General features: G+C 68.8%; 21 protein-coding genes and 1 pseudogene. 11 read left to right on the top strand and 11 right to left on the bottom strand.

What is annotated here, in order from left to right:
* Positions 1-4: 4 nt before the first annotated feature.
* Entirely contained in the window at positions 5-847 is an 843-nt protein-coding gene (locus ACWAUG_RS07320; protein WP_298040826.1) for a universal stress protein, read from the bottom strand.
* Between the two features lie 89 nt (positions 848-936).
* Here ACWAUG_RS07320 and ACWAUG_RS07325 point away from each other — a divergent pair, with 89 nt between their 5' ends.
* Positions 937-1,248: a DivIVA domain-containing protein gene (locus ACWAUG_RS07325; protein WP_298040828.1), complete on the top strand. Its 312-nt coding sequence runs from the start codon at positions 937-939 to the stop codon at positions 1,246-1,248.
* On the opposite strand, the gene ACWAUG_RS07330 is transcribed toward ACWAUG_RS07325, so the two are convergent.
* Positions 1,245-2,081: a sulfurtransferase gene (locus ACWAUG_RS07330; protein ID WP_298040830.1), complete on the bottom strand. Its 837-nt coding sequence runs from the start codon at positions 2,079-2,081 to the stop codon at positions 1,245-1,247. The genes ACWAUG_RS07325 and ACWAUG_RS07330 overlap by 4 nt on opposite strands.
* Before the next feature lie 78 nt (positions 2,082-2,159).
* Positions 2,160-3,695: a coiled-coil domain-containing protein gene (locus ACWAUG_RS07335; RefSeq protein ID WP_460802019.1), complete on the bottom strand. Its 1,536-nt coding sequence runs from the start codon at positions 3,693-3,695 to the stop codon at positions 2,160-2,162.
* A gap of 214 nt (positions 3,696-3,909) precedes the next feature.
* Between ACWAUG_RS07335 and ACWAUG_RS07340 the strand changes: the two genes are divergently transcribed.
* From ACWAUG_RS07340 to ACWAUG_RS07350, 3 genes are read left to right on the top strand one after another with little or no spacing between them, the layout of a single operon-like run.
* On the top strand, positions 3,910-4,845 hold the full coding sequence (locus tag ACWAUG_RS07340; RefSeq protein WP_460802020.1) for a metal ABC transporter substrate-binding protein: 936 nt from the start codon (positions 3,910-3,912) through the stop codon (positions 4,843-4,845).
* Entirely contained in the window at positions 4,842-5,561 is a 720-nt protein-coding gene (locus ACWAUG_RS07345) for a metal ABC transporter ATP-binding protein (RefSeq protein ID WP_298040834.1), read from the top strand. Before ACWAUG_RS07340 ends, ACWAUG_RS07345 begins: the two co-directional genes overlap by 4 nt.
* Entirely contained in the window at positions 5,558-6,442 is an 885-nt protein-coding gene (locus tag ACWAUG_RS07350) for a metal ABC transporter permease (protein WP_298040836.1), read from the top strand. Before ACWAUG_RS07345 ends, ACWAUG_RS07350 begins: the two co-directional genes overlap by 4 nt.
* On the opposite strand, the gene ACWAUG_RS07355 is transcribed toward ACWAUG_RS07350, so the two are convergent.
* Positions 6,423-7,472, bottom strand: a complete 1,050-nt coding sequence (locus ACWAUG_RS07355; protein WP_298040838.1) for an NAD(P)-dependent alcohol dehydrogenase — start codon at positions 7,470-7,472, stop codon at positions 6,423-6,425. The genes ACWAUG_RS07350 and ACWAUG_RS07355 overlap by 20 nt on opposite strands.
* Positions 7,473-7,604: 132 nt before the next feature.
* Between ACWAUG_RS07355 and ACWAUG_RS07360 the strand changes: the two genes are divergently transcribed.
* The gene (locus ACWAUG_RS07360; RefSeq protein WP_298040840.1) at positions 7,605-8,066 is read left to right on the top strand and encodes an acyl-CoA thioesterase; all 462 of its coding nucleotides are present in this window, start codon (positions 7,605-7,607) and stop codon (positions 8,064-8,066) included.
* 4 nt (positions 8,067-8,070) lie between these two features.
* On the opposite strand, the gene ACWAUG_RS07365 is transcribed toward ACWAUG_RS07360, so the two are convergent.
* Both ACWAUG_RS07365 and ACWAUG_RS07370 read right to left on the bottom strand, forming a co-directional pair.
* On the bottom strand, positions 8,071-9,543 hold the full coding sequence (locus ACWAUG_RS07365; RefSeq protein ID WP_298040842.1) for an MATE family efflux transporter: 1,473 nt from the start codon (positions 9,541-9,543) through the stop codon (positions 8,071-8,073).
* Between the two features lie 116 nt (positions 9,544-9,659).
* On the bottom strand, positions 9,660-10,085 hold the full coding sequence (locus ACWAUG_RS07370) for a winged helix-turn-helix transcriptional regulator (RefSeq protein ID WP_460802021.1): 426 nt from the start codon (positions 10,083-10,085) through the stop codon (positions 9,660-9,662).
* A 61-nt stretch (positions 10,086-10,146) separates the two neighbouring features.
* Between ACWAUG_RS07370 and ACWAUG_RS07375 the strand changes: the two genes are divergently transcribed.
* The gene (locus ACWAUG_RS07375) at positions 10,147-10,509 is read left to right on the top strand and encodes a DoxX family protein (RefSeq protein ID WP_460802022.1); all 363 of its coding nucleotides are present in this window, start codon (positions 10,147-10,149) and stop codon (positions 10,507-10,509) included.
* Positions 10,510-10,515: 6 nt separating this feature from the next.
* Here the strand turns inward: ACWAUG_RS07375 and ACWAUG_RS07380 are convergent, their stop codons facing one another.
* Together ACWAUG_RS07380 and ACWAUG_RS07385 are read right to left on the bottom strand one after the other, a co-directional pair.
* Positions 10,516-10,920: an ABC transporter permease subunit gene (locus tag ACWAUG_RS07380; protein ID WP_460802023.1), complete on the bottom strand. Its 405-nt coding sequence runs from the start codon at positions 10,918-10,920 to the stop codon at positions 10,516-10,518.
* The gene (locus ACWAUG_RS07385; protein ID WP_460802024.1) at positions 10,850-11,269 is read right to left on the bottom strand and encodes a hypothetical protein; all 420 of its coding nucleotides are present in this window, start codon (positions 11,267-11,269) and stop codon (positions 10,850-10,852) included. Before ACWAUG_RS07385 ends, ACWAUG_RS07380 begins: the two co-directional genes overlap by 71 nt.
* A gap of 119 nt (positions 11,270-11,388) precedes the next feature.
* On the opposite strand from ACWAUG_RS07385, the gene ACWAUG_RS07390 reads away from it, so the two are divergent.
* The 3 genes from ACWAUG_RS07390 (at position 11,389) to ACWAUG_RS07400 (ending at position 14,988) form a co-directional block, all read left to right on the top strand.
* On the top strand, positions 11,389-12,207 hold the full coding sequence (locus tag ACWAUG_RS07390) for an alpha/beta fold hydrolase (protein ID WP_460802025.1): 819 nt from the start codon (positions 11,389-11,391) through the stop codon (positions 12,205-12,207).
* A gap of 28 nt (positions 12,208-12,235) precedes the next feature.
* Positions 12,236-13,282, top strand: a complete 1,047-nt coding sequence (locus tag ACWAUG_RS07395; protein ID WP_460802026.1) for an NAD(P)-dependent alcohol dehydrogenase — start codon at positions 12,236-12,238, stop codon at positions 13,280-13,282.
* A 182-nt stretch (positions 13,283-13,464) separates the two neighbouring features.
* A complete protein-coding gene (locus ACWAUG_RS07400) occupies positions 13,465-14,988 on the top strand; it encodes an MFS transporter (RefSeq protein WP_460802027.1) in 1,524 nt (507 codons plus the stop codon).
* A gap of 67 nt (positions 14,989-15,055) precedes the next feature.
* On the opposite strand, the gene msrA is transcribed toward ACWAUG_RS07400, so the two are convergent.
* Together msrA and ACWAUG_RS07410 are read right to left on the bottom strand one after the other, a co-directional pair.
* Positions 15,056-15,589, bottom strand: coding sequence for a peptide-methionine (S)-S-oxide reductase MsrA (gene msrA / locus ACWAUG_RS07405; protein ID WP_460802028.1), 534 nt, complete (start codon positions 15,587-15,589; stop codon positions 15,056-15,058).
* Between the two features lie 132 nt (positions 15,590-15,721).
* Positions 15,722-18,523: an exo-alpha-sialidase gene (locus ACWAUG_RS07410; RefSeq protein WP_460802029.1), complete on the bottom strand. Its 2,802-nt coding sequence runs from the start codon at positions 18,521-18,523 to the stop codon at positions 15,722-15,724.
* 295 nt (positions 18,524-18,818) lie between these two features.
* On the opposite strand from ACWAUG_RS07410, the gene ACWAUG_RS07415 reads away from it, so the two are divergent.
* Both ACWAUG_RS07415 and ACWAUG_RS07420 read left to right on the top strand, forming a co-directional pair.
* Positions 18,819-19,181, top strand: coding sequence for a cupin domain-containing protein (locus ACWAUG_RS07415; RefSeq protein ID WP_460802030.1), 363 nt, complete (start codon positions 18,819-18,821; stop codon positions 19,179-19,181).
* A gap of 5 nt (positions 19,182-19,186) precedes the next feature.
* A complete protein-coding gene (locus ACWAUG_RS07420; RefSeq protein ID WP_460802031.1) occupies positions 19,187-19,771 on the top strand; it encodes a hypothetical protein in 585 nt (194 codons plus the stop codon).
* Positions 19,772-20,059: 288 nt separating this feature from the next.
* Here the strand turns inward: ACWAUG_RS07420 and ACWAUG_RS07425 are convergent.
* A pseudogene (locus ACWAUG_RS07425) lies at positions 20,060-20,380 on the bottom strand (transposase); the annotation flags it as partial.
* Between the last annotated feature and the right edge of the window lie 84 nt (positions 20,381-20,464).

Consider the following 20,464-nt stretch of genomic DNA (forward strand, 5'->3'; position numbering starts at 1 on the left):
GGGCTCAGCGCACCACCGCGGTCGCCGTGCTCAGTCGTGTGAGCACCTCGTGGCTGATGGAGCCGAGGAGGAACCGTGCGATCGCCCCGCGGCCGTGCGAGCCGACCACGGCCAGCGTCGCGGTCGCGGCGAGTTCGTTGATGACCGCGGAGGGGTAGCCGGGCAGCGCGCGGGTCTGGATCTCGAGGTCAGGATAATCCTGGCGGAGACCGGCGAGCGAGAGGGCGAGCGTCTCCTCCGCCGTGCGCTCGAGCGCCTGCATGTAGTCGTCGGGGTAGACCAGCGAGTTGCGGGGCCGTGCGGTCAGCGGCGTCCATACGGAGACGGCGATGAGCGGCTCGCGCAACCGGTCGGCCTCAGCGGCGGCGAAGGCGATCGCGGCGCTCGATACCGGTGAACCGTCCACACCGACGATGACGCCGTTGCGGTCGTCGAGATCATGATCGGGGATGACGACGACGGGAATGGCGGATGCCGCGACGATGCGGATGCCTCGGATGCCGCGCACGGGCCCCGATTCCGGACCGCGGTAGTCACTGCCGATGACGAGCATGTTCTCGCCGGCCGCCGTCTGGGTGAGCTGTGCCACCGGGTCCCCCTGCAGCAGGATCGTCTCGACGCTCAGCCCGTCGGCGCGCAGCTTCTCCGCTTCGCCCTCGAGCCAGTCGCGCACCTGCTGCGACGTCTCGGCGAGCAGCTCGCCCTCTCCGACGACGCCGATGGGCCCGCCGATCACCGAGGCGAGCAGCAGCGGCAGCTCCCTTTCCCGGGCGCGCTGCGCGCTCCACGCGATGACACGGGTTCCGGCGGACGTGGGTTCGACGCCGGCGACGATGCGATTGCTCATGGTGAGTCCTCCTGAGCCGAGCGTATCCAGGTGCACCCCTGCACGGCTAGGGTTACCACCCGGGAGAACGCCGGAGGTATGCTCCCGACATGAGGAGTTCTGACCTGCTCCGTGTTCGGCTGCCCGCAACCAGCCTGCGAACCGGTTATGACGCCGATGATGTCGACGATCTTCTGGACCGTGCGACATCCGCCCTCGACTCATGGGAGCGGGGTGATCCCGCCACCGATCTGCGCTGCGAGGAGCTGCTCGATCACGAGCACAGCGCTTCGGGCACGCTGTTGCGCAGCGTCCGCCTGCGGCCGGGCTATGCGATCGACGCGGTCGACCAGCTGCTCGACGACATCCGCGCCCAGCTGCTCATCTACGAGGCGCAGGGCGGGGACGACTCCGCCTCCTAGGCGCCGGTCGCCACCGGGCGCCCCGGGGTGTTCGACCACTGGCTCCACGAGCCGGGGTAGATCTTCGCGTCGATGCCCGCCTCCGCGAGCACGAGTGCGCTGTGGGCGGCCGTGATCCCGGAGCCGCAGTAGAGCGCGACAGGGGCACCCGCGGTGACGCCGACGGCGGCGAAGCTCTCGCGCAGCGTGTCGACGTCGTTGAGGGTGCCGTCATCGCCGACGTGCTTCGTCGTCGGCAGGTTGACGGCGCCGGGGATGTGACCGGCGATCGGGTCGAGCGGTTCGATGTCGCCGCGGAAGCGCTCCGAGGCGCGCACGTCCAGCAGCACGCCGTGCTGCGGGAATTCGGCCGCCTCATCGATCGTGATGCTGTCGCGGGTGACGTCGTCGAGCGTCGCATTGCCGAGCGTGTACTCCACGGATCCGGCTTCGACCTCGCCCCCGGCCTCCGTCCAGGCGCGCCATCCGCCGTCGAGCACCCGGATGTCGACGCCGCCCTGACACAGCAGCCACCAGGCGCGTGCGGCGGCGAGTCCGCCGGCGTTGTCATAGGCGACGACCGTATCGCCGTCGTTGATGCCCCACCGGCGCACGGCGTCCTGCACCTGCTGCGTGGTCGGGAAGGGGTGGCGCCCGTCCTGCGGTGTGCCGTGCGCGGTGAGCTCGGTCTCGAGGTCTGCGTAGACCGCGCCCGGGATGTGTCCGGCGAGGTAGTCCTCACGACCGTCGGAGGGTCCTGCACCGGGCATGCTCAGCCGCCACCGCACATCGATGATGCGCACCCCGGTGCGCATCAGGTCGGCGAGCTGGGCGACATCCACGAGATGAGACATACCCACAGGCTACGCGGGCAGGACGATGAAGGGCACCGCGGCGCGAACGCTGCGGTGCCCTTCATCACGCGGGTGGGATCAGTTGTCGTCGTCCGACTCGTCCTCGTCGCCGGCCTCGACGGAGTCCTCGTCGGATGCGTCCTCCTCGGATGCCTCATCGGCGACGGCCTCATCGGCGGAAGCATCCTCGACCGGGGCGTCCTCGACCGGGGCGTCCTCGACCGGGGCGTCCTCGACGACCGTCTCATCCGCAACCGCGGCGACGGTCTCGTCTTCGAGGTCTTCGCTGCCGAGAACACCATCCGGACGGATGAGCTCCCGAACCTCGGCCATGAAGCTGTTCATCTGCTGCTGCTGCCAGCGCAGCTGACGCGTACGGTCCTCGGCGTCGCGCAGCACATCGGTCGCGTGGCCGGTGACGGTGGCGACGATCTTCTGCGCCTTCGCACGGGCGCGCTCGAGGGTCTCGCGGGAGCGGACCTGGGCGTCGGCCTCGATGGCCTGCGCCTGCGAGCGCATCAGACGCTCGTAGTCATCGGCCTTCGCGGAGATGCGCTTGGCGTGCTCGAGCGACGAGGCGACCTGCTCGTTGGCGTCGGTGGTGATGCGCTCCGCGTGCGCGACGGCCTGGTTGTGCAGCAGCAGGAACTCCTGCTGCGCCTCGTCCTGACGACGGGTGAGGGTCTCTTCGAACTCGAGGACGCGGGCGTTCATCTCGCGCACCTCGCGCTCGGCATCCGCGCGCTGCTGCGTCGTCTCGCGCGTGACCATCGAGCGCAGCGCCGCGGCGCCCTTCTCGGCCTCGGTGCGGACGGTCGCGGCCTCCTGCTCGGCCTGGTTGACCTTCTCGGCGGCGTGCGCGGCCTCGCGGTTGATGCGCGCCTCGTGCGCGGTGAACTCGGTGTCGATGCGCAGGCGCACCTGGTCGGCGTCGTGCTGGGCCTGGGCGGTGATGCGCTCGACCTCGGCCGCGAGCTCCATGCGGCGGGCATCGGCCTCGCCGCGCGCGGCCTCGAGCAGGCGCTCCGCCTGCACCGCAGCGTTCTGGATGAGCACGGTGGCCTGCTCCTCGGCGACCCGCAGGACCGCCTCGAACTGCATGCGCGAGCCCTCGGTGTCGCCGTCGCTCTTGGGCGCGTCGACGAGCTCGTTCGTGAGCGTCGAGACGTGGTTCTCGGCCTCTTCGGCCTGTGCCCGCGCGGCGACGAGGTCGGCCTCGAGCGCGGCGATGCGCGCTTCGTTCTCGGCCTGGGCCTCGGCGATGCGGGCGTCCTGCTGCTCCTGGAGCTCCTCGAGGCGGGCGGCGCTGGCGGCGGCGCGCTCGTCGCCCTCGGCACGGGCGGCCTCGACCTCGGCGCGCACCGACTCGATGTCGCGGTTCACACCTTCGCGGGCCTCGGCGAGCTCGCCCTCGGCACGATGCAGCTGCATGCGCAGTCCGGCGATCGCCGCGTCGACCTCGCCGCGATCGTAACCGCGGAAGCCGACCGTGAAGGCGCCCTGCTGCTCGCGGGGCTGACTCTGCCCCTGCGCCTGGTTCTGCCCCTGCACGAGCTGATCGAAGAAGTCAGCCCCCTGCGCGTCGTCGTGGGTGTTCTCGCGGGAGTCGTTCACAGAGGGACCTTTCTGGGTGTTGTGGATCGCTGGAGGAACCCGAATCCGGGTTCACAGGGTGGGGGGAGAATGCGATCCACAAAAGAGTGGGGAAGAGCAGTGATGAGGATCCCTTCTAGCCTAATCGAGCCGCCTGTGGATGGGGAACCGGGAGTTTCCACCCGCGCTGCGCCGAGCACTTGTTTTCGGCGCGGCGAAAAGATAGCTTTTCGGCATGCCGAAAAATGGTCGTTCGTGCGCCGCGTGGGCCGCGATGCTCACTGTGGCTTTCGCGCTGCCGGCCTGCGCCGCACCGATGCCCTCGACGGCGGATGCCGCATCCGATGGCCGTCCGGTCGTGCTGACGACCTTCACCGTGCTCGCCGACATCGCCCGAAACGTCGGCGGCGAGCACCTACAGATCCTCTCGATCACCACTCCGGGCGCCGAGATCCACGGATACGAGCCCACACCCGGTGACATCCGCCGGGCCTCCGACGCCGCGCTCATCCTCGACAACGGACTGGACCTCGAGGCCTGGTTCGCACAGTTCGTCGCCTCGGCGGATGCTCCGCACGCCGTCGCCTCGGACGGCGTCGAGCCGATCCCGGTCGCCCTCGGCGAAGCATCCGGCGCCCCCAACCCCCACGCCTGGATGAGCCCGCTCAACACGCAGCTCTACGTCGACAACATGGTCGCGGCCTTCAGCGACCTCGATCCCGCCCACGCCGAGGACTTCGCCGCCCGCGGCGCCGCCTACAACGCGGAGCTTCAGCAGATCCACGACGAGATGCTCGACGGCCTGAGCGATGTTCCCGTCGAGCGCCGCATCCTCGTCACCTGCGAGGGCGCGTTCAGCTACCTCGCCCGCGACGCCGGACTCGACGAGGCGTACATCTGGCCCGTCAATGCCGACCAGCAGGCGACGCCACGACGCATGGCCGCGACGATCGACACCATCCGCGAGCGCGATGTGCCCGCGGTTTTCTGCGAATCGACCGTCTCCGATCGGGCGATGCAGCAGATCGTGCAGTCCACGGATGCCGTGTTCGGCGGCGTCCTCTACGTCGATTCGCTGTCGGCCGCCGACGGGCCGGTGCCCACCTACCTCGACCTGCTGCGCCACGACGTCGACACGATCGTCGCCGGGCTGACGGGAGACGCCCCATGAATCCGGTCGATGTGCGTTCCGCGACCGTCCGCTACGGCGACGTGCTCGCCCTCGACGACGTGTCGATCTCCCTCGCCGCCGGCCGGATCACCGGCCTGGTCGGCATGAACGGGTCCGGCAAGTCGACACTGCTCAAGAGCATCCTCGGGCTCGTCCGCCCGGCATCCGGATCCGTCACGATCCACGGGAGCGACCCCGCGGGCGCGCGCCGGCGCGGGCTCATCGGTTACGTGCCCCAGAACGAGGACGTCGACTGGGCGTTCCCCGTCTCGGTGCGCGACGTCGTCATGATGGGGCGTTACGGCCGGCAGGGCATGCTGCGGCGAGCGCGGCAGTCCGACAGGGATGCCGTCGCCGAGGCCCTCGACCGCGTCGAGCTGGCCGATCTCGCCGACCGGCAGATCGGGCAGCTCTCCGGGGGCCAACGCAAGCGCGCCTTCGTCGCCCGCGGGATCGCTCAGGGCGCCGGGATCCTGCTGCTGGATGAGCCGTTCGCCGGCGTCGACAAGCGCAGCGAGGCGACGATCGTGCGCCTGCTTCGCGAGCTCGCGGCGTCCGGCAGCACGGTGCTCGTCTCCTCCCACGACCTGCACGCGCTGCCCGAGCTCGCCGATGACGCCGTGCTGCTGCGGAGTCGGGTCCTGTTCCACGGTTCGGTCGAGGAGGCGCTGGCTCCGCAGAACCTGTCGCGCGCCTTCGGACTGGAGGCGTCATGATCTGGGACTGGATTCTCGAACCCCTGCAGTACGAGTTCATGGTGCGCACCCTCGCGACGACCGTGATCGCGGCGGTGCTGTGCGCCGTGCTATCGTGCTGGCTGGTGCTGGTGGGCTGGTCGCTCATGGGCGATGCGGTCTCGCACGCGGTGCTGCCCGGGGTGGTGCTGGCCTACATCTTCGGGGCGCCGTTCGCGATCGGCGCGCTGGTCTTCGGCTTCCTCGCGGTCGGGCTCATCGGGCTCATCCGCGATACCAGCCGGGTGAAGGAGGACGCCGCGATCGGCATCGTCTTCACCACCCTGTTCGCGCTGGGGCTCGTGATGATCTCGGTCACCCCGAGCCACATCGATCTGAACCACATCATCTTCGGCAACATCCTCGGCGTCTCCCGGGCGGACCTCGCGCAGATCGCGATCCTCGCGGTCGTCGCTTTCACCGTGCTGATCGTCAAGCGCCGCGATCTGACGCTGTTCGCGTTCGACCCGACGCATGCCTTCGCGATCGGCCTGTCGCCGCGGCTGCTCAGCGCCCTGCTCCTGGGCGTACTCGCGCTCACCTCGGTCGTCGCCCTGCAGGTGGTCGGGGTGGTGCTCGTCGTCGCGATGCTCATCATCCCGGGCGCCACCGCCTACCTGTTGACGGATCGTTTCGGGCGGATGCTGGTGATCGCGCCCGTCCTCTCGGCGCTGTGCAGCGTCGTGGGCATCTATCTCAGCTACTGGTTGGACGCAGCATCCGGGGGTCTCGTCGTCGTCGTGCAGGGCGTCGTCTTCGCTCTCGTCTACCTGTTCTCGCCGCGTCAGGGCGTGATCGGGAGACGGGTGCGCGGGCGGCGGCTCAGCACCGCCCGCGCCGGGGTCAGCGTCCGTTCGGGGTAACGACCGCGCGACCCGAGAGCTCGCCGGCCTCGAGCCGGCGATAGGCCTCGAGCGCGTCGTCCATCGCGAAGTACTCGACGTCGGGGACGATCTTGCCCGCGCGGTAGAGGGCCGCGACCTCGTGGAGCTCCTCGATGGTGCCCCAGTAGGTGCTGGTGAAGTCGACCTCGTAGGGGACCTTGAAGAAGTTCCATGCGAACTCGCCGCCGGCGATGCCGACGACCGTGAGGCGGCCCTGACGGGCGACGACGGATGCGGCGAGCGCGATGGTCGGCGCGACGCCCACGAAGTCGAACACGGCGTTGACGCCCTTGCCGCCGGTGAGCTCGCGGATGCGCTCGGCCTGGCCCTCGCCGCCGGGGACCGTGATGGCGCCGAACTCCTCGGCACGAGCCATGGCCTCGGGCTTCATGTCGGTCGCGATGACGGTGGCGCCCGTGATCGCGGTGAGGATCTGCACGGCCACGAGGCCGAGGCCGCCGAGGCCGATCACGAGGGCGGTCTTGCCGCCGCCCGCCAGCTTCGGCAGCGACAGCTTGATGGCGTGGTACGGGGTGAGCCCGGCATCCGCCAGCGGGGCGGCGGCGTAGGGGTCGGCGTCGCCGAGGGGCACGAGGTTGCGGGCGGGCACCGTCATGTACTCGGCCATGCCGCCGTCACGGCCGAGGCCGGAGGCCATGTAGGGCATGTCGGCGACGTTGTCGCAGTAGGTGTCCTGGCCGCGCGAGCACGGTGCGCAGTGTCCGCAGCCGATGGGCCCGTAGACGAGATAGGCGTCGCCCTTGTTCAGGCCCGTGACGCCCTCGCCGACCTCTTCGACCCAGCCGGAGCTCTCGTGGCCGAGGATGTACTTCGGCTCGAGCTGGGTCATGCCCATGCTCGCGTCGTAGTCGGCGTACACGGCGACATCGGAGTGGCAGGCGCCGGCGCCGGCGACCTTCAGCAGCACCTCCCCGGGGCCCGGCGTGGGCTTGTCGACCTCGGTCAGAGCCGGCTTGGTCTTCCAGTTCTCGAATACGACGGCGCGCATGCTGCCTCCTTGAGCGTGTGGGTTGGTCGGGCCGGGTCCGGTCCCGACGATCCGAGGCTATCGAGCGGGGCCGCGATGCGACAGGACCGGGCCCGTAACGCGCCGGTCACATGGCTTCCGTAGCCTGGATGCATGGCAACACCCTGGCGCGCGCACGACGACGGCATCAACTTCCACACCCGCAAGTGGGTCCGGCCCGAGGACCTCAACGCGAACGGCTCGCTGTTCGGCGGGAGCCTGCTGAAGTGGATCGACGAGGAAGCCGCGATCTACGCGATCGTGCAGCTGGGCAACTACCGCGTGGTCACCAAGCTCATCTCGGAGATCAACTTCGAGGCATCCGCACTGCAGGGCGACCTGATCGAGATGGGACTCACCGCGACCGAGTTCGGCCGCACGTCGCTGACGATGCGCGCCGTGGTGCGCAACATGATCACCCGCAAGCGCATCCTGACGATCGAGAAGATCGTGTTCGTGAACCTCGGCGACGACGGGCGCCCCGCCCCGCACGGCTACGACTCGATCACCTACGACCGGGACCGGATGCCGCGCGAGCACGCCGCGACCGACACGATCCGCCTCCCCGGCGTCTGACCTCTCAGCGGCGCAGCAGCTTCTTCCACCGCTTCTGCACGACGATCGGAACCGGTTGGGTGACGACGGCATCGACGGTGAGCGAGCTGTTGTCGGGGCCGATGATCGCGATCGGCGTGGTCAGGGTCATCTCATCGGGCGTGACGGGCATCTTCGCCAGCGCGCGGTGCGCCCGCACATAGGCGGGCACGAGGATGACGACGGCGCCGAGCCACGCGAGCGGGTTGCTCAGCGCGACGCCGCCGAAGCCGAGCACGGCGCCGAGCGCGACGGCGGCGCCCACGCGCATGAACAGCTCGATGACTCCGGTCACGGTGGGAATCAGCGCCTGGCCGAGTCCCTGAAGCGCTCCGCGCAGCACGAACAGCACACCGAGCAGCGCGTAGCTGGCGCCGTTGATGATGAGCATGAGGTGGGCGAGTTCGACGACCTCATCGGAGCCCTCTCCGACGAACAGGCGCACGAGGTGCGTGCCGAAGGCGATGAGGACGGCACCGAGGACGAGGGATGCCGCGATCGCCATCCACGTCGCCTGGACGACGCCGGATCGGATGCGGTCGGGGCGGCGCCCGCCGAAGTTCTGCGCGACGTACATCGACACGGCGAGACCGAGGGATTGCAGCAGTGCGGTGGCGAGGCTGTCGACGCGCGATGCCGCGGTGTAGGCGGCGACCGCCTCGGATCCGAGCAGGTTGAGGGCCACCTGCACGACGAGGGTGCCGATCGCGATGATCGAGGCCTGGAAGCCCATCGGGAGCCCGAGGCGCAGGTGGTCGGCGATGTCGGCGCGGGTGATCCGCCAGTCGGCGCGGCGCACGTGCAGCACCGGCATCCGCCGCCGCACGAATACGAGGCACAGGAGAACCGAGACGGCCTGCGAGACGACCGTCGCGAGTGCGGCCCCGGCGACGCCCCAGCCGACGGGACCCACGAGCACGATCACGAGGACGACGTTGAGGACGCAGGCGATCGTGAGGAAGATGAGCGGCGTCTTGGAGTCTCCGATCGAGCGGATGATCGCCGACAGGTAGTTGAAGAACATCGTCGCCCCGCCGCCGAGGAAGCTGATCTGCGTGAACAGCGTCGCCTCGGCGAGCAGTTCGGGCGGTGTCTGCATGAGCACGAGCACGGGTTCGGCCAGCAGCGGCCCGCCCACCGTGATGAGAATGCTCGCGACCGCGGCGAGCACGGTGCCCGTGGCGACCGATCGGCGCACGGCGGCGAAGTCCTTCGCGCCGAAGGCCTGCGCGGTCGGGATCGCGAAACCGCTCGTCATGCCCCACGCGAATCCGAGCAGCAGGAACAGGAGTGAGCCCGTCGCGCCCACCGCCGCCAGAGAGTTCACCCCGAGCTCGCGTCCGACGACGATCGTATCGACGACCTGGTAGAGCTGCTGCACAATGTTGCCGATGAGCAGCGGCACGGAGAAGGCGAGGATGACGCGCCACGGGCGTCCGGTGGTGAGAGAGGTGGCCATGCGACAGGGGCTTCCGGGACGATACGGGTGATGTGCATGCCGCGTTACGGCGAGGAGTCAGTGTATCGAATCGTTTCGATCTCAACCTTGACGAAAGATGGGCGGATGCCGCCGGATCACCGCGAGTCGTAGCGAGCCCGCGCCGCCTCGACCTCGGGCTGGTGCGCGAGGGCCCAGGTCCCGATCGTGACCGCGATCGGCACGAGCGTCGCGCCGAGCGGGGTCAGCTCGTACTCGACCCGCGGCGGCACCTCGGCGTGCGCCGTGCGCTCGACGAGCCCATCACGCTCGAGCTGCCGCAGCGTTCGGGTGAGCATGCGCTGGGAGATGCCGGGGATGCGCTGGAGCAGCTCGGTGAAGCGCATCCGGTCGCACTGCAGCGTGGCGACGAGCAGCAGCGACCACTTGTCCCCGACCCGGTCGAGCATCTCCCGGACCATTCGCCCGGCGGATTCGTCGAAGGAGCAGGTGTTCTCATAGCCGAAACCCTCATCGCGGGCCGCGACCGCCGGTAACACCGATGTGCCTTTTGTACGCGTCATCCCTCTCCCCCATTCTTGGTTACTGATCGTAACAATCGAACCCCGCAGAACAGGACACCGAATGCTCATCGCCCTCTGGATCGTCAACGCCCTCCTCGCGCTCGCCATGCTCGGCGGCGGCGGCATGAAGCTCGTCACCCCGAAGGCCACGCTCGCCGAGCGCGGCATGCCCTGGACGGAGGACTTCTCGTCGCTGTCCATCAAGGCCATCGCCGCGCTCGAGGTCATCGGCGCACTGGGCCTCATCCTGCCGCTGCTCACCGGGATCGCGACGATCCTCGCCCCCATCGCCGCCGTCGGCCTCGCCATCATCATGGTCGGCGCCACCGTGGTGCACCTGCGCCGCCACGAGCCCGCCGCACCCGCACTCGGTCTCACACTGCTCGCGGTCGCGAGCGCCGTCCTCGGATTCCTCACGGTCTGAGCGCGGTCATTTCTCCGCGGCGGCAGCCCCCAGATTCCCGCCCTGGCTGGAGACGAAGGTGCTGATCGTCGGCGCGATCGTGCGCATCTCGGGCTGGCGCAGGATGAAGACGCTCAGCGCGAACTCGTTCCAGATCGCGACGCTCGTGAGGATCACGACGGTCGCGGTGACGGGCCGCAGCATCGGGAAGACCACGCGGAAAAGCGTCTGCACCGGGCCTGCGCCGTCGATGACGAACGGTTCGTCGCCTACTCGACGACGCTTCTCATCCGGGCATCCACCGTCGGCACGACGCCGCCGGCGGGCCGCTGAATCGGCGACCGTTCTCCGAGGAGGGCGTTCAGCCCTTGCTGGTGACGAGTTCGCCGCCGAGCCGCTCGGCCACCCGCGGACGCGCGATGCGCGGCTCACGGACCGGTGCGACGGCCGGTTGTTCGACGGCCGCTGCGGATTCCTCGACGACGGCCACGATCGCGGGCGCGGGACGCGCCTCGATCGCCCGGACCGCGACGCGCAGGCCGAGTCCGGCGACAAGCGCGACGATGAGCGCGCTCCCCGCGACGATCGCCGGGATCCACTGACCCGAGAACCCGGATGCGAGGCTCATGACCGCCCCGACGATCCAGACTCCCGTGGCGCCGCCGACCACGCCCGCCGCGGACCTTGCGACGGCGAGCAGCACGACGATCGCGCATGCGACCGCGATGACAGCGCCGATGATCCCGAACGGCAGGAAGAACGCCGCCAGATCACGAAACACACCAATTGTTGACATTTTGACCCCCCGGTCAGCCTCCGTACCCATAAATGTACGCAGGGCTTCGGACATTCGCATCCATCGAGAGGATGACGTTATGGAAACGGGAGGATGATGGAGAGGTGGCCGTTCCTCTTTCTGACCTGACCCGGATGCCGGACCCGCAGCTCGTGTACGCCTCCGACGGCGTGCAGCTCGCGACCTACAGCTGGGGCGAGCTGGATGCTCCGACCGTCGTGATCGTCCACGGCTTCGCGTCGAACGCCCGCGACACATGGGTGCTGACCGGCTGGGCGCGCGAGCTGACGGATGCCGGGTACCGCGTGCTGGCGCTGGATCAGCGCGGTCACGGCAAGAGCGACAAGCCGCACGATCCCGGTGCCTACGCGATCCGCACTCTCGCGACGGATGTCGAGACGGTCATGGACACCTATCTCGTCGAGGAGGCCTATTACATCGGCTATTCGCTCGGCGCCCGCGTCGGCTGGGAGGTCGTGCGCGACCTCCCCCACCGCATCGACCGCGCCGTGCTCGGGGGCGTGCCCGACGGCATCCCTCTCGAGCGGCTCGACCTCGACCAGGTGCGCACGTTCATCGCGACCGGCGAGCCCGTCACCGACCCGGCGACGAAGAGCTACATCACCCTCACCCAGCGGGTGCCCGGCAACGATCTGAACTCGCTGCTCGCCCTCGCCGAGGGCATGCGCGCGACCCGCACGATCGACCCGGATCCGGCGAGCGCCCCGGTGCGGCCGGTCCTGTTCGCGACGGGCGAGAAGGATGGCGTGATCGCCGGTTCGCGGGCGCTGGCGGACGCCGCGCCCGACAGCCGGTTCTTCGAGATCCCGGGACGCAACCATTTCAATGCACCGGGTTCGCGCGCGTTCAAGGATGCTGCGCAGCAGTTCCTCGCCGAAGGAGCGCTGTCCGGGGCATCCTGAGCCGCGGCATCCGTTCTACGATCGGTTCATGCCCTCTGCAATCCCCGCCATCATCGCCACGAACGCCACCGACCCGCTCGCCCCCGGAACCATCGAACGGCGCGATGTGCGCGCGAACGATGTGCGCATCGCCATCCGCTGGGCGGGCATCTGCCACTCCGACATCCACACCGTAAACGGCGACTGGGGCCCGCAGCGCTACCCGCTTGCGGTCGGCCACGAGATCGTCGGCACCGTCGCCGAGATCGGCGCGGACGTCACCGAGTTCGTCGTCGGCGACCGCGTCGGAGTCGGATGCATGGTCGGTTCGTGCCGCGAGTGCGCGAACTGCGTCTCCGGCGACGAGCAGCACTGCGAGAAGGGCATGATCGGCACCTACGGCGCGATCGACTTCGACGGCTCGGTGACCCAGGGCGGCTACTCGACCGAGGTGGTCGTCGCCGAGGACTTCGTGCTGCACGTTCCCGAGACGATCCCCTACGAGGCCGCCGCTCCCCTGCTCTGCGCCGGCATCACCACCTACTCGCCGCTGCGCCACTGGAACGCGGGCCCCGGCACGAAGGTCGCCGTCATCGGCCTGGGCGGACTCGGCCACATGGCCGTCAAGATCGCACACGCCATGGGCGCCGAGGTCACCGTGCTCTCCCGCTCGCTGGCCAAGAAGGACGACGCCCTGAAGCTCGGCGCCGACCACTACTTCCCCACCGAGGACCCCGAGACCTTCACGGCGCTGCGCAACACCTTCGACCTGATGATCAACACGGTCTCGGCGCCGATCGACATCGACGCGCACCTCGACCTGCTCGCCATGGGCGGCGCGCTCGTGAACGTCGGTCTGCCGCCCGAGGCACTGCCGGTCAGCGTCAACCGTCTGATCCGCGGCCGTCGTTCGTTCGCAGGGTCCAACATCGGCGGCATCGCCGAGACGCAGGAGATGCTCGACTTCTGCGCCGAGCATGGCATCGCCCCCGAGGTCGAGGTCACCTCCGCTCAGGACGTCAACGAGGCTTGGGAGCGGGTGCTCGCCGCCGACGTGCGCTACCGCTTCGTGATCGACACGACGACGATCGCGTGATCGCTGCGGCGCGTCGGATCCGCCCGGCGCGCCGCAGAAAAAGCCCTGATCAGACGGGGTCGGTTTCCCCTATCGCTCAGCTTTCGCTATTCTCGACCACTTCGGCTCCCGCATGACGGGGGCGTTACGCAACGCGAGATGAATATACGAAACGGGTGATGGTCGTGAACCATTCCAGCAATATGTCGAGCTCGAAAGGTCGGAAGAAGCAGGCGCACAGGCGTCGGCGTCTCCGCGTAGACGATGTGCTGGTGGTGAAAAAATCCCGCATCCGAACCGCCATCTCCGGCACCGTCGTCGGAAACTTCATGGAGTGGTTCGACTTCGGCATCTACGGCTACCTGGCCATCACGATGGCCGCGGTCTTCACCGAGGGACTGCCCCGCGAGGCGGGAATCCTCGTCACGCTGCTCGGCTTCGCCGTGTCCTTCCTCGTCCGCCCGCTCGGCGGACTCGTGCTCGGCCCGCTCGGCGACAAGATCGGCCGCCAGAGGGTGCTGTTCTTCACGATGGCGATCATGGCGGCATCCACCGCCCTCATCGGCGTCCTGCCCACCGCCGCCCAGATCGGCCTGTGGGCGATCGTGCCGCTGTACCTGCTGAAGATGGTGCAGGGCTTCTCGACCGGCGGCGAGTACGCCGGTGCGGCGACCTACGTCGCCGAGTTCTCCTCCGACCGCCGCCGCGGCTACTGGTCGTCGCTGCTGGATGTCGGGTCGTACCTCGGCTTCGCCGCCGGAGCATCGACCGTCGCCCTGGTCACGGTCATCACCGAGACGGTGTCGGGCCCCGGCGCCATGCTCGACTACGGCTGGCGCATCCCGTTCCTCATCGCCCTTCCGCTGGGCGTCGTGGCCATCTGGTTCCGCCTGCGCATCCCCGAGACTCCGGCATACGAGGTCGCGGAAGAGGCCGGCGAGACTGAGATCGATGATGCCGACCCGCTCGCCCGCCACGGCATCCTCGGAATCCTCCGCCACCACTGGCGCGCGGTGCTCATCTGCATGGCGATCGTCGCCGCGACGAACACCGTCAGCTATGCGCTGACGAGCTACATGCCCACCTATCTCGAGAACGCGGTCGGCGTCTCGAACCTCGTGGCCGCGATGTCGACGGTTCCGGTGCTCATCGCCCTCGCCCTGTGCATCCCGCTCGTCGGGCGCCTGTCCGATCGGGTCGGACGTCGCCCGATCTACCTGGCCGCCTCTATCGCGACGCTGGTCCTCACGGTCCCCGGTTTCGCGATCATGCAGACGGGTCAGATGTGGGCGATCATGCTCGCGCTCGTGATGGTGGCGCTGCCGCTCGCGCTGTGGATCGGGCCGTCCGCCTCGGCGCTGCCGGCACTGTTCCCCACGGCATCCCGTTTCGGGGCGATGGCGATCGCCTACAACGTGTCGGTGTCGCTGTTCGGCGGAACCACACCCCTGTTCAGCGAGGGCCTTATCCAGCTGACCGGCAACACGTTCATGCCGGCGTTCTACATCATGCTGTTCGCGGTCATCGGCGGCGTCGCGGCATTCACGATGCCCGAGTCCGCCCGGCGCCCGCTTCTGGGCTCGCTGCCGACCGTCGAGACGAAGGCCGAGGCCGTCGAGCTCGTCGCCGGTCAGGACGAGAACCCGCTCATCGACACGAGCACGATGCCGCTCGACATCATCCCGCCGGCTGATCCGTCGCAGAAGGGCGAGCTGGCCGGGGTCTGACGTGAAAGGAGTGCGGGGTATGGCCGCCCCGCACTCCTTCCCTTCGCAGCCGACCGCGGCTGACGCGTCAGGCCTCGCGGCGCGGCAGCACCCAGCCTGCACGCGGGAAGTGGCACGTGTAGCCGTTGGGGATGCGCTGCAGATAGTCCTGGTGCTCGGGCTCGGCCTCCCAGAAGGGGCCCTCGGCCTCGATCTTGGTGACGGCCTTGCCCGGCCACAGGCCCGAGGCGTCGACGTCGGCGATCGTCTCGCGGGCGACGCGCTCCTGCTCCTCGCTCAGCGGGAAGATCGCCGAGCGGTAGCTCGAGCCGATGTCGTTGCCCTGGCGGTCGAGCGTCGAGGGGTCGTGAATCTGGAAGAAGAACGCCAGGATGTCGCGGTAGGTGGTCGCGGCTGGATCGAACACGATCTCCACGGCCTCGGCGTGCCCGGGGTGGTTGCGGTAGGTGGCGTTCGCATTCTCGCCGCCGGTGTAGCCGACACGGGTGTCGAGCACGCCGGGCTGGCGGCGGATGAGGTCTTCCATGCCCCAGAAGCAGCCGCCGGCGAGCACGGCGGTCTCGGTGCCGGGTGTGCGGGTGATGGTTCCGGTATCAGTCATGAAAACACTCCTTCTCGTGCTTCCAGTCTGACGCATCCCGCGCCCATCGGATCCGCCACGGCACGAGGCCCCTCCCGCGCCAGGGGGGATGGCGCGGGAGGGGCCTCGGTCACCGGCGGGGGAACCGGTGGTTTACAGGGCCTTCCAGGGGCTGAAGATCCACCAGCCGCTGCCGGGGGCCTGGTTACGGGTCCACCAGCGCGCCTGATATTCCTCACCCTTGTGGACGACCTTCTCACCGGCGGTGAAGATGCGCGATGCGGTCCAGACGGCGTTGCCGTCGGCATCCGTCGAGATCTCCTGCCAGGCGCCGTACGGGCTCTTGCCGGGCGTCTCGTTCCACGACCACCAGGCGGCCTTCCAGGTGCTGCCCTTGTGGGTGACGACGTCGCCGGCGCCGTAGATGGCGCGCGGGTTCCACGCGGCGGCTCCGGGCTCCTCCGGCGCGGCCGGCAGCTCGATCGCGACCTCGTCGGCGACGGTGTCCGCGGTCAGCGAGCCGTTGGTGCCGCTGGCGGCGACGGATGCTGCGACCACGCGACCCGCGTCGATGTCGGCGCCCGTGAGGGCGACCGTGACGGCATCGAGCGCGGCGCTCTCGCCCGCGGCGAGCGCACCGATCTCGATGTCGCCGGCGGTGACGCCGTCCAGGCGCACGTTGCCGGTGTTGGTGACGGTCGTCGTCCATTCGACGGAGTCGGCGGTGTCGGCGAACCCGTTGCCGTTCGCGTCGTTCCAGACGCCGGTCGTGGCGACCGCGAGGGCCGGGGCGCGCTCGATCACGTCGACCTCGCCGCTGGCGACGGAGAACTCCTTCGCGCTCTGGCCGACGGCCTCCATGCGCCATTCGGTGTCGATCTCGAAGAATCCGCGGTCGAGGTCGTCCTGGGTGACGGTGTAGCGCGGGGTCCCGCAGGTGTACCCGGCGGCGGGCGCCAGGTCGCGGTAGCGGCAGTTGCCGGCGCCGTGCTCGGGCAGGAACGGTGCGAGGGCCCCGGCGGTCGGGACGACCGTGGCCGTCAGCGGTCCGGTGTTGTCGACGCGGAACGCGTAGGGAACCGCATCGCCCACCGCATACGGGTCGGTGGCCAGGTCGCGGCCCGCGTCATCGCGCGAACCGGTGATCGTGGCATCCAGAGCGCCATCGCGCAGCACGACCGTCGCGCCGGTGTGCGTCACGGTGACCGGGTCGACGGCGCCATCGGTCGGTGCGATCGTGAACGAGAACTCGGGCGTGAAGGTTCCGCGGTCGATGTCCTCCTGCGTCAGCGTGACGCGCGGGGTGCTGCAGTTGTACGCGTCGTAGGCGGGCAGCTTCTGCCACTGGCAGGCGGTGGGCGCGAAGCCGCTCGTGAAGTTGTTCGCTGCCGGGACGACCACGGTCTCTTCGTTCGATGTGCTGACCACGCGCGTCTGGAAGCTGAGCACATCGCCGGCCTGGTACGGGTTCGCGGCGATGTCGCGGGCGGCCGTGGTGTTCGTGACGGTGAGGGTCGCGCCGAGGATCGACTCGCGCGGCAGGATCATCGTCGCGGTCGTCTGGCTCAGGCGGCCGTCGGCAGCCGTGAACGCGGCCTGCAGCTTCTGCGTGTTCGAGGCTCCCGCGGGGGCGGTCAGCTCGACGTCGACCGTGACGCTCTCGCCCGGGGCGAGATCGGTGACGGAGGCGTCGGATGCCGTCCAGCCGGCGCCGACGAGGAACGACACCGTGCCGCTGAGGGCCGTGTCCTCCTGGTTGGTGACGGTGACCGGAACAGTGGTCGCGACCTCGGGCTCGAGAGTCATCTCGGGGACCGACAGCGGGGCGCAGGCGGCGTTGAGCCACTCCTCGTCGAACGAGGAGAAGCGGGTGTCGTTGGTGTAATTCGACTCCCACAGCACGCCGATGCGGCCGTCATCGATCGAGGTGACGGTCGAGTAGCCGAAGCTGCCGGTCTCGATCGTGCGCAGGCCCGGCCAGGTGTCGCCGTCGTCGCAGGAGAGGCGCACGCCGCCGTTGACGCGGTTCGCGTTCGCGCCGTTGTTCGCGTTGGTGAACAGGAGCTTCTTCGCGTCGGCGCTGCCCTCGGGGGCATCGGGGTGCAGACGCACGATAGAGCCGTTGTTCGTGGGATCGGGAAGCTCGGGGTCGCTCGTGACGGGTCCGTAGGTGACGCCGCCGTCCTCGGAGATCGCGACCTTTCGCATGCGGCCGTTGGCGCTGTCGCGCGAATTGAGCATGACGCGGCCGTCGCTGAGTTCGACGGTCTTGTTCTCGTCCATCGAAGTGCCGACGAATTCGCCGCGCTGCCAGGTCTCGCCGTGATCATCGGAGTAGACCGAGTAGGCCTGGATAACGTCGGATCCATTCGCCTGGCGGACGACGCCGGCGTACTGCTGGATGAGACGCCCGGCGTATTCGCCATAACGCAGCTGGATGCCCTCACCGGAGGTGGCGAACATGCCCTTCACGTCACCGGGGACGACCTGGTAGACGCCGTTGACGGTCTCGCCGTTCGCGGGCTTGGTGACGTTCGTGATGGGGCGGGGTTCACTCCAGGTGACACCTCCGTCGTCGGAGCGCACGACCACCGTGCTCGTCACCTGACGGTCATCGTCGTCGTTGCCCCAGGCGCTGCCGTGGAAGCCCTGGTCCTTGGAGTACACGAAGAACGCGAAGAGGCTGCCGGTCTCGACGTCGTGCACGAAGCTCGGGTCGGAGTAGCCGTACTGGCCGGCGCCGACCTTGCCCTCCGCGATGAACTGCAGCGGGCCCCAGGTCTGGCCGTTGTCGACCGAACGGCGCATGATGATCGAGTTCGGGTTCGGGGAGTCCGCGGCGCTGCCGGGGCGGGCGTCCCACGACGCGACGATGACGCCGTCGCCCAGGTGCGCGAGCGCCGGGATGCGATAGAAGAAGTTCTCGGCGGTGCGATCGGCTGCGATGTTCTGCATGCTGTACGTGCCGGGTGCCGCGGTCGGGTCGGTGAGGTACTCGGGGGCGGTCGCGGCATAGGCGCCGGTCGTCGGGACGACGAGGGCGAGCGCGAGAGCGCCGACGAGACCGAACTTGGCTCCGCGGCTGCGCAGACAGTCGCGCAGGGGACCTTCGGGGGGTGGTGCATGGACAGGCCTTTCTGCTCGTGCAAGAGAAACCAGACGTCAGACGTCAGATTTCTCAACACCATAGCGAGGACGATGAGCCGACCGCAATAGACTTTTCGGCATCGATCCAGAAACGGAGCACGCCATGCCCGCACCGTCACCGCGCCTGGTGGGCGACGCCGCCGTGCGCGCAGAGATCGCCGGCGCGGTCTGGTCGCTGCAGCCCGCCGAACGCGGTCTCGACGCCAACATCATCGACCTGCCCGCGGGCGATGAGATCGCCCGTCACGACGGCCCCGCGCTCGACGTGCTGATCCTCGTGCTCGATGGCGGCGGAGTGCTCGAGACGGCCGGCGAGCCCATCGACCTGACGCCGGGCGCACTGGCATGGCTCCCGCCGCACTCCGAGCGCCGCTTCATCGCCGGAGCATCGGGCCTGCGCTACTTCTCCGTGCACGCGAGAAAGCCCGGGCTCACGATCGGCGCCGCCCCCGCACTCGACGAATGAGCCGGATGACCGATTACACCCTGGCCCTCGCGGCGTTCGAAGCCGCTCTCATCGTGGCCGGGGTGCCCATGCAGGCCCCCGGCGCAGCGAATATCCGCCGGGATCCACGGGATGCGCACGCTCGAAGCATCCGCCATGAACTTCAGCAGTGGCTCGACTGGGGAGGGCCAGCACCCGCAAAGAGTGGGAGCTACACGCCCGTTTTCGGGAGCTTCCGCAAGCTCGACCATGAGAATTCCGCGCTCCTGCAAGACGCTTTCGATCGCCTCTATTCCGATGAGAATGGCCTCCCCACCCCCTGGAACGAGCAGGTTCTGGACTCTGCACCGCGAGGTTCGCTGGCGCCGATCGCCTCCGAATCCCAGCGTTCGATCCTGCTCGATCTCAGGAGCGGCAGGGTGCTCGCACAAGGGCACTGGGACCACGACAGGTTCCGTGTTCTCGCCCCGAGCATGGCCGAGCTGCTCACCGGCTGGACCGACCTGGTCACCAACGACATGACCTACAACAGCGGCACCCGAACATGGATCCCCCGCCGCACGGACAGCAACTGGAACGAAGGGCGCCTCCGCATCGGCGGGTTCGTGTGACCCCGCCCCCTTCCGAAGCACCTGCGCACAACCGCATGGACACGCCCCGAACTTCATGGAAGTATCAGACATCTGATGTCTAAGCCGCTGCACACCCCCACGGCAGCACCGGCCTTCGTTCGAAGCTCGATTCGCTTCATCGCCGTGACAACGATCACACTCGCACTCACTTTCACGATCCTGACCACCAGCAGTTCCGGCGCGCTGGCTCAAGCTCCAGCGCAATCCCCGAGCCAGGTCACTTCCGCACCGTTTGGGCGTGAGGAACGGACTGGTGACAGGTTCGGTTTAGGCCGCGAGTGTGAGCGGCTCGGCTAGCTTGGCGTCGAACGCGATAGGCGTCAAGCCGCCGAGTGTGTCCTGCGCTCGTTGGCGGTGGTACTTCCGCTCGATCCAGACGACGATCGCGAGGCGCAGGTCCTGCCGGCTCGCCCACCGCTGCTGATTCAGCACGTTCGTCTGGAGGAGTGACCAGAAGCTCTCCATGGCGGCGTTGTCTCCGGCCGCGCCGACCCGGCCCATCGATCCGACCATGTCGTGGCGGCGCAGCTCGCTGGCCATGGCTCTGCTGCGAAACTGACTGCCTCTATCTGCGTACAGGATGCATCCGGCAACGGGGTCTGTCAGGTTAACGGTGGATCTGGCCTGGCGCATTCTTAGTTGATTCGGCCTTCGAAGGTGATCGCGAAGGCG

This window comes from Microbacterium sp. GXF6406, assembly GCF_054798215.1.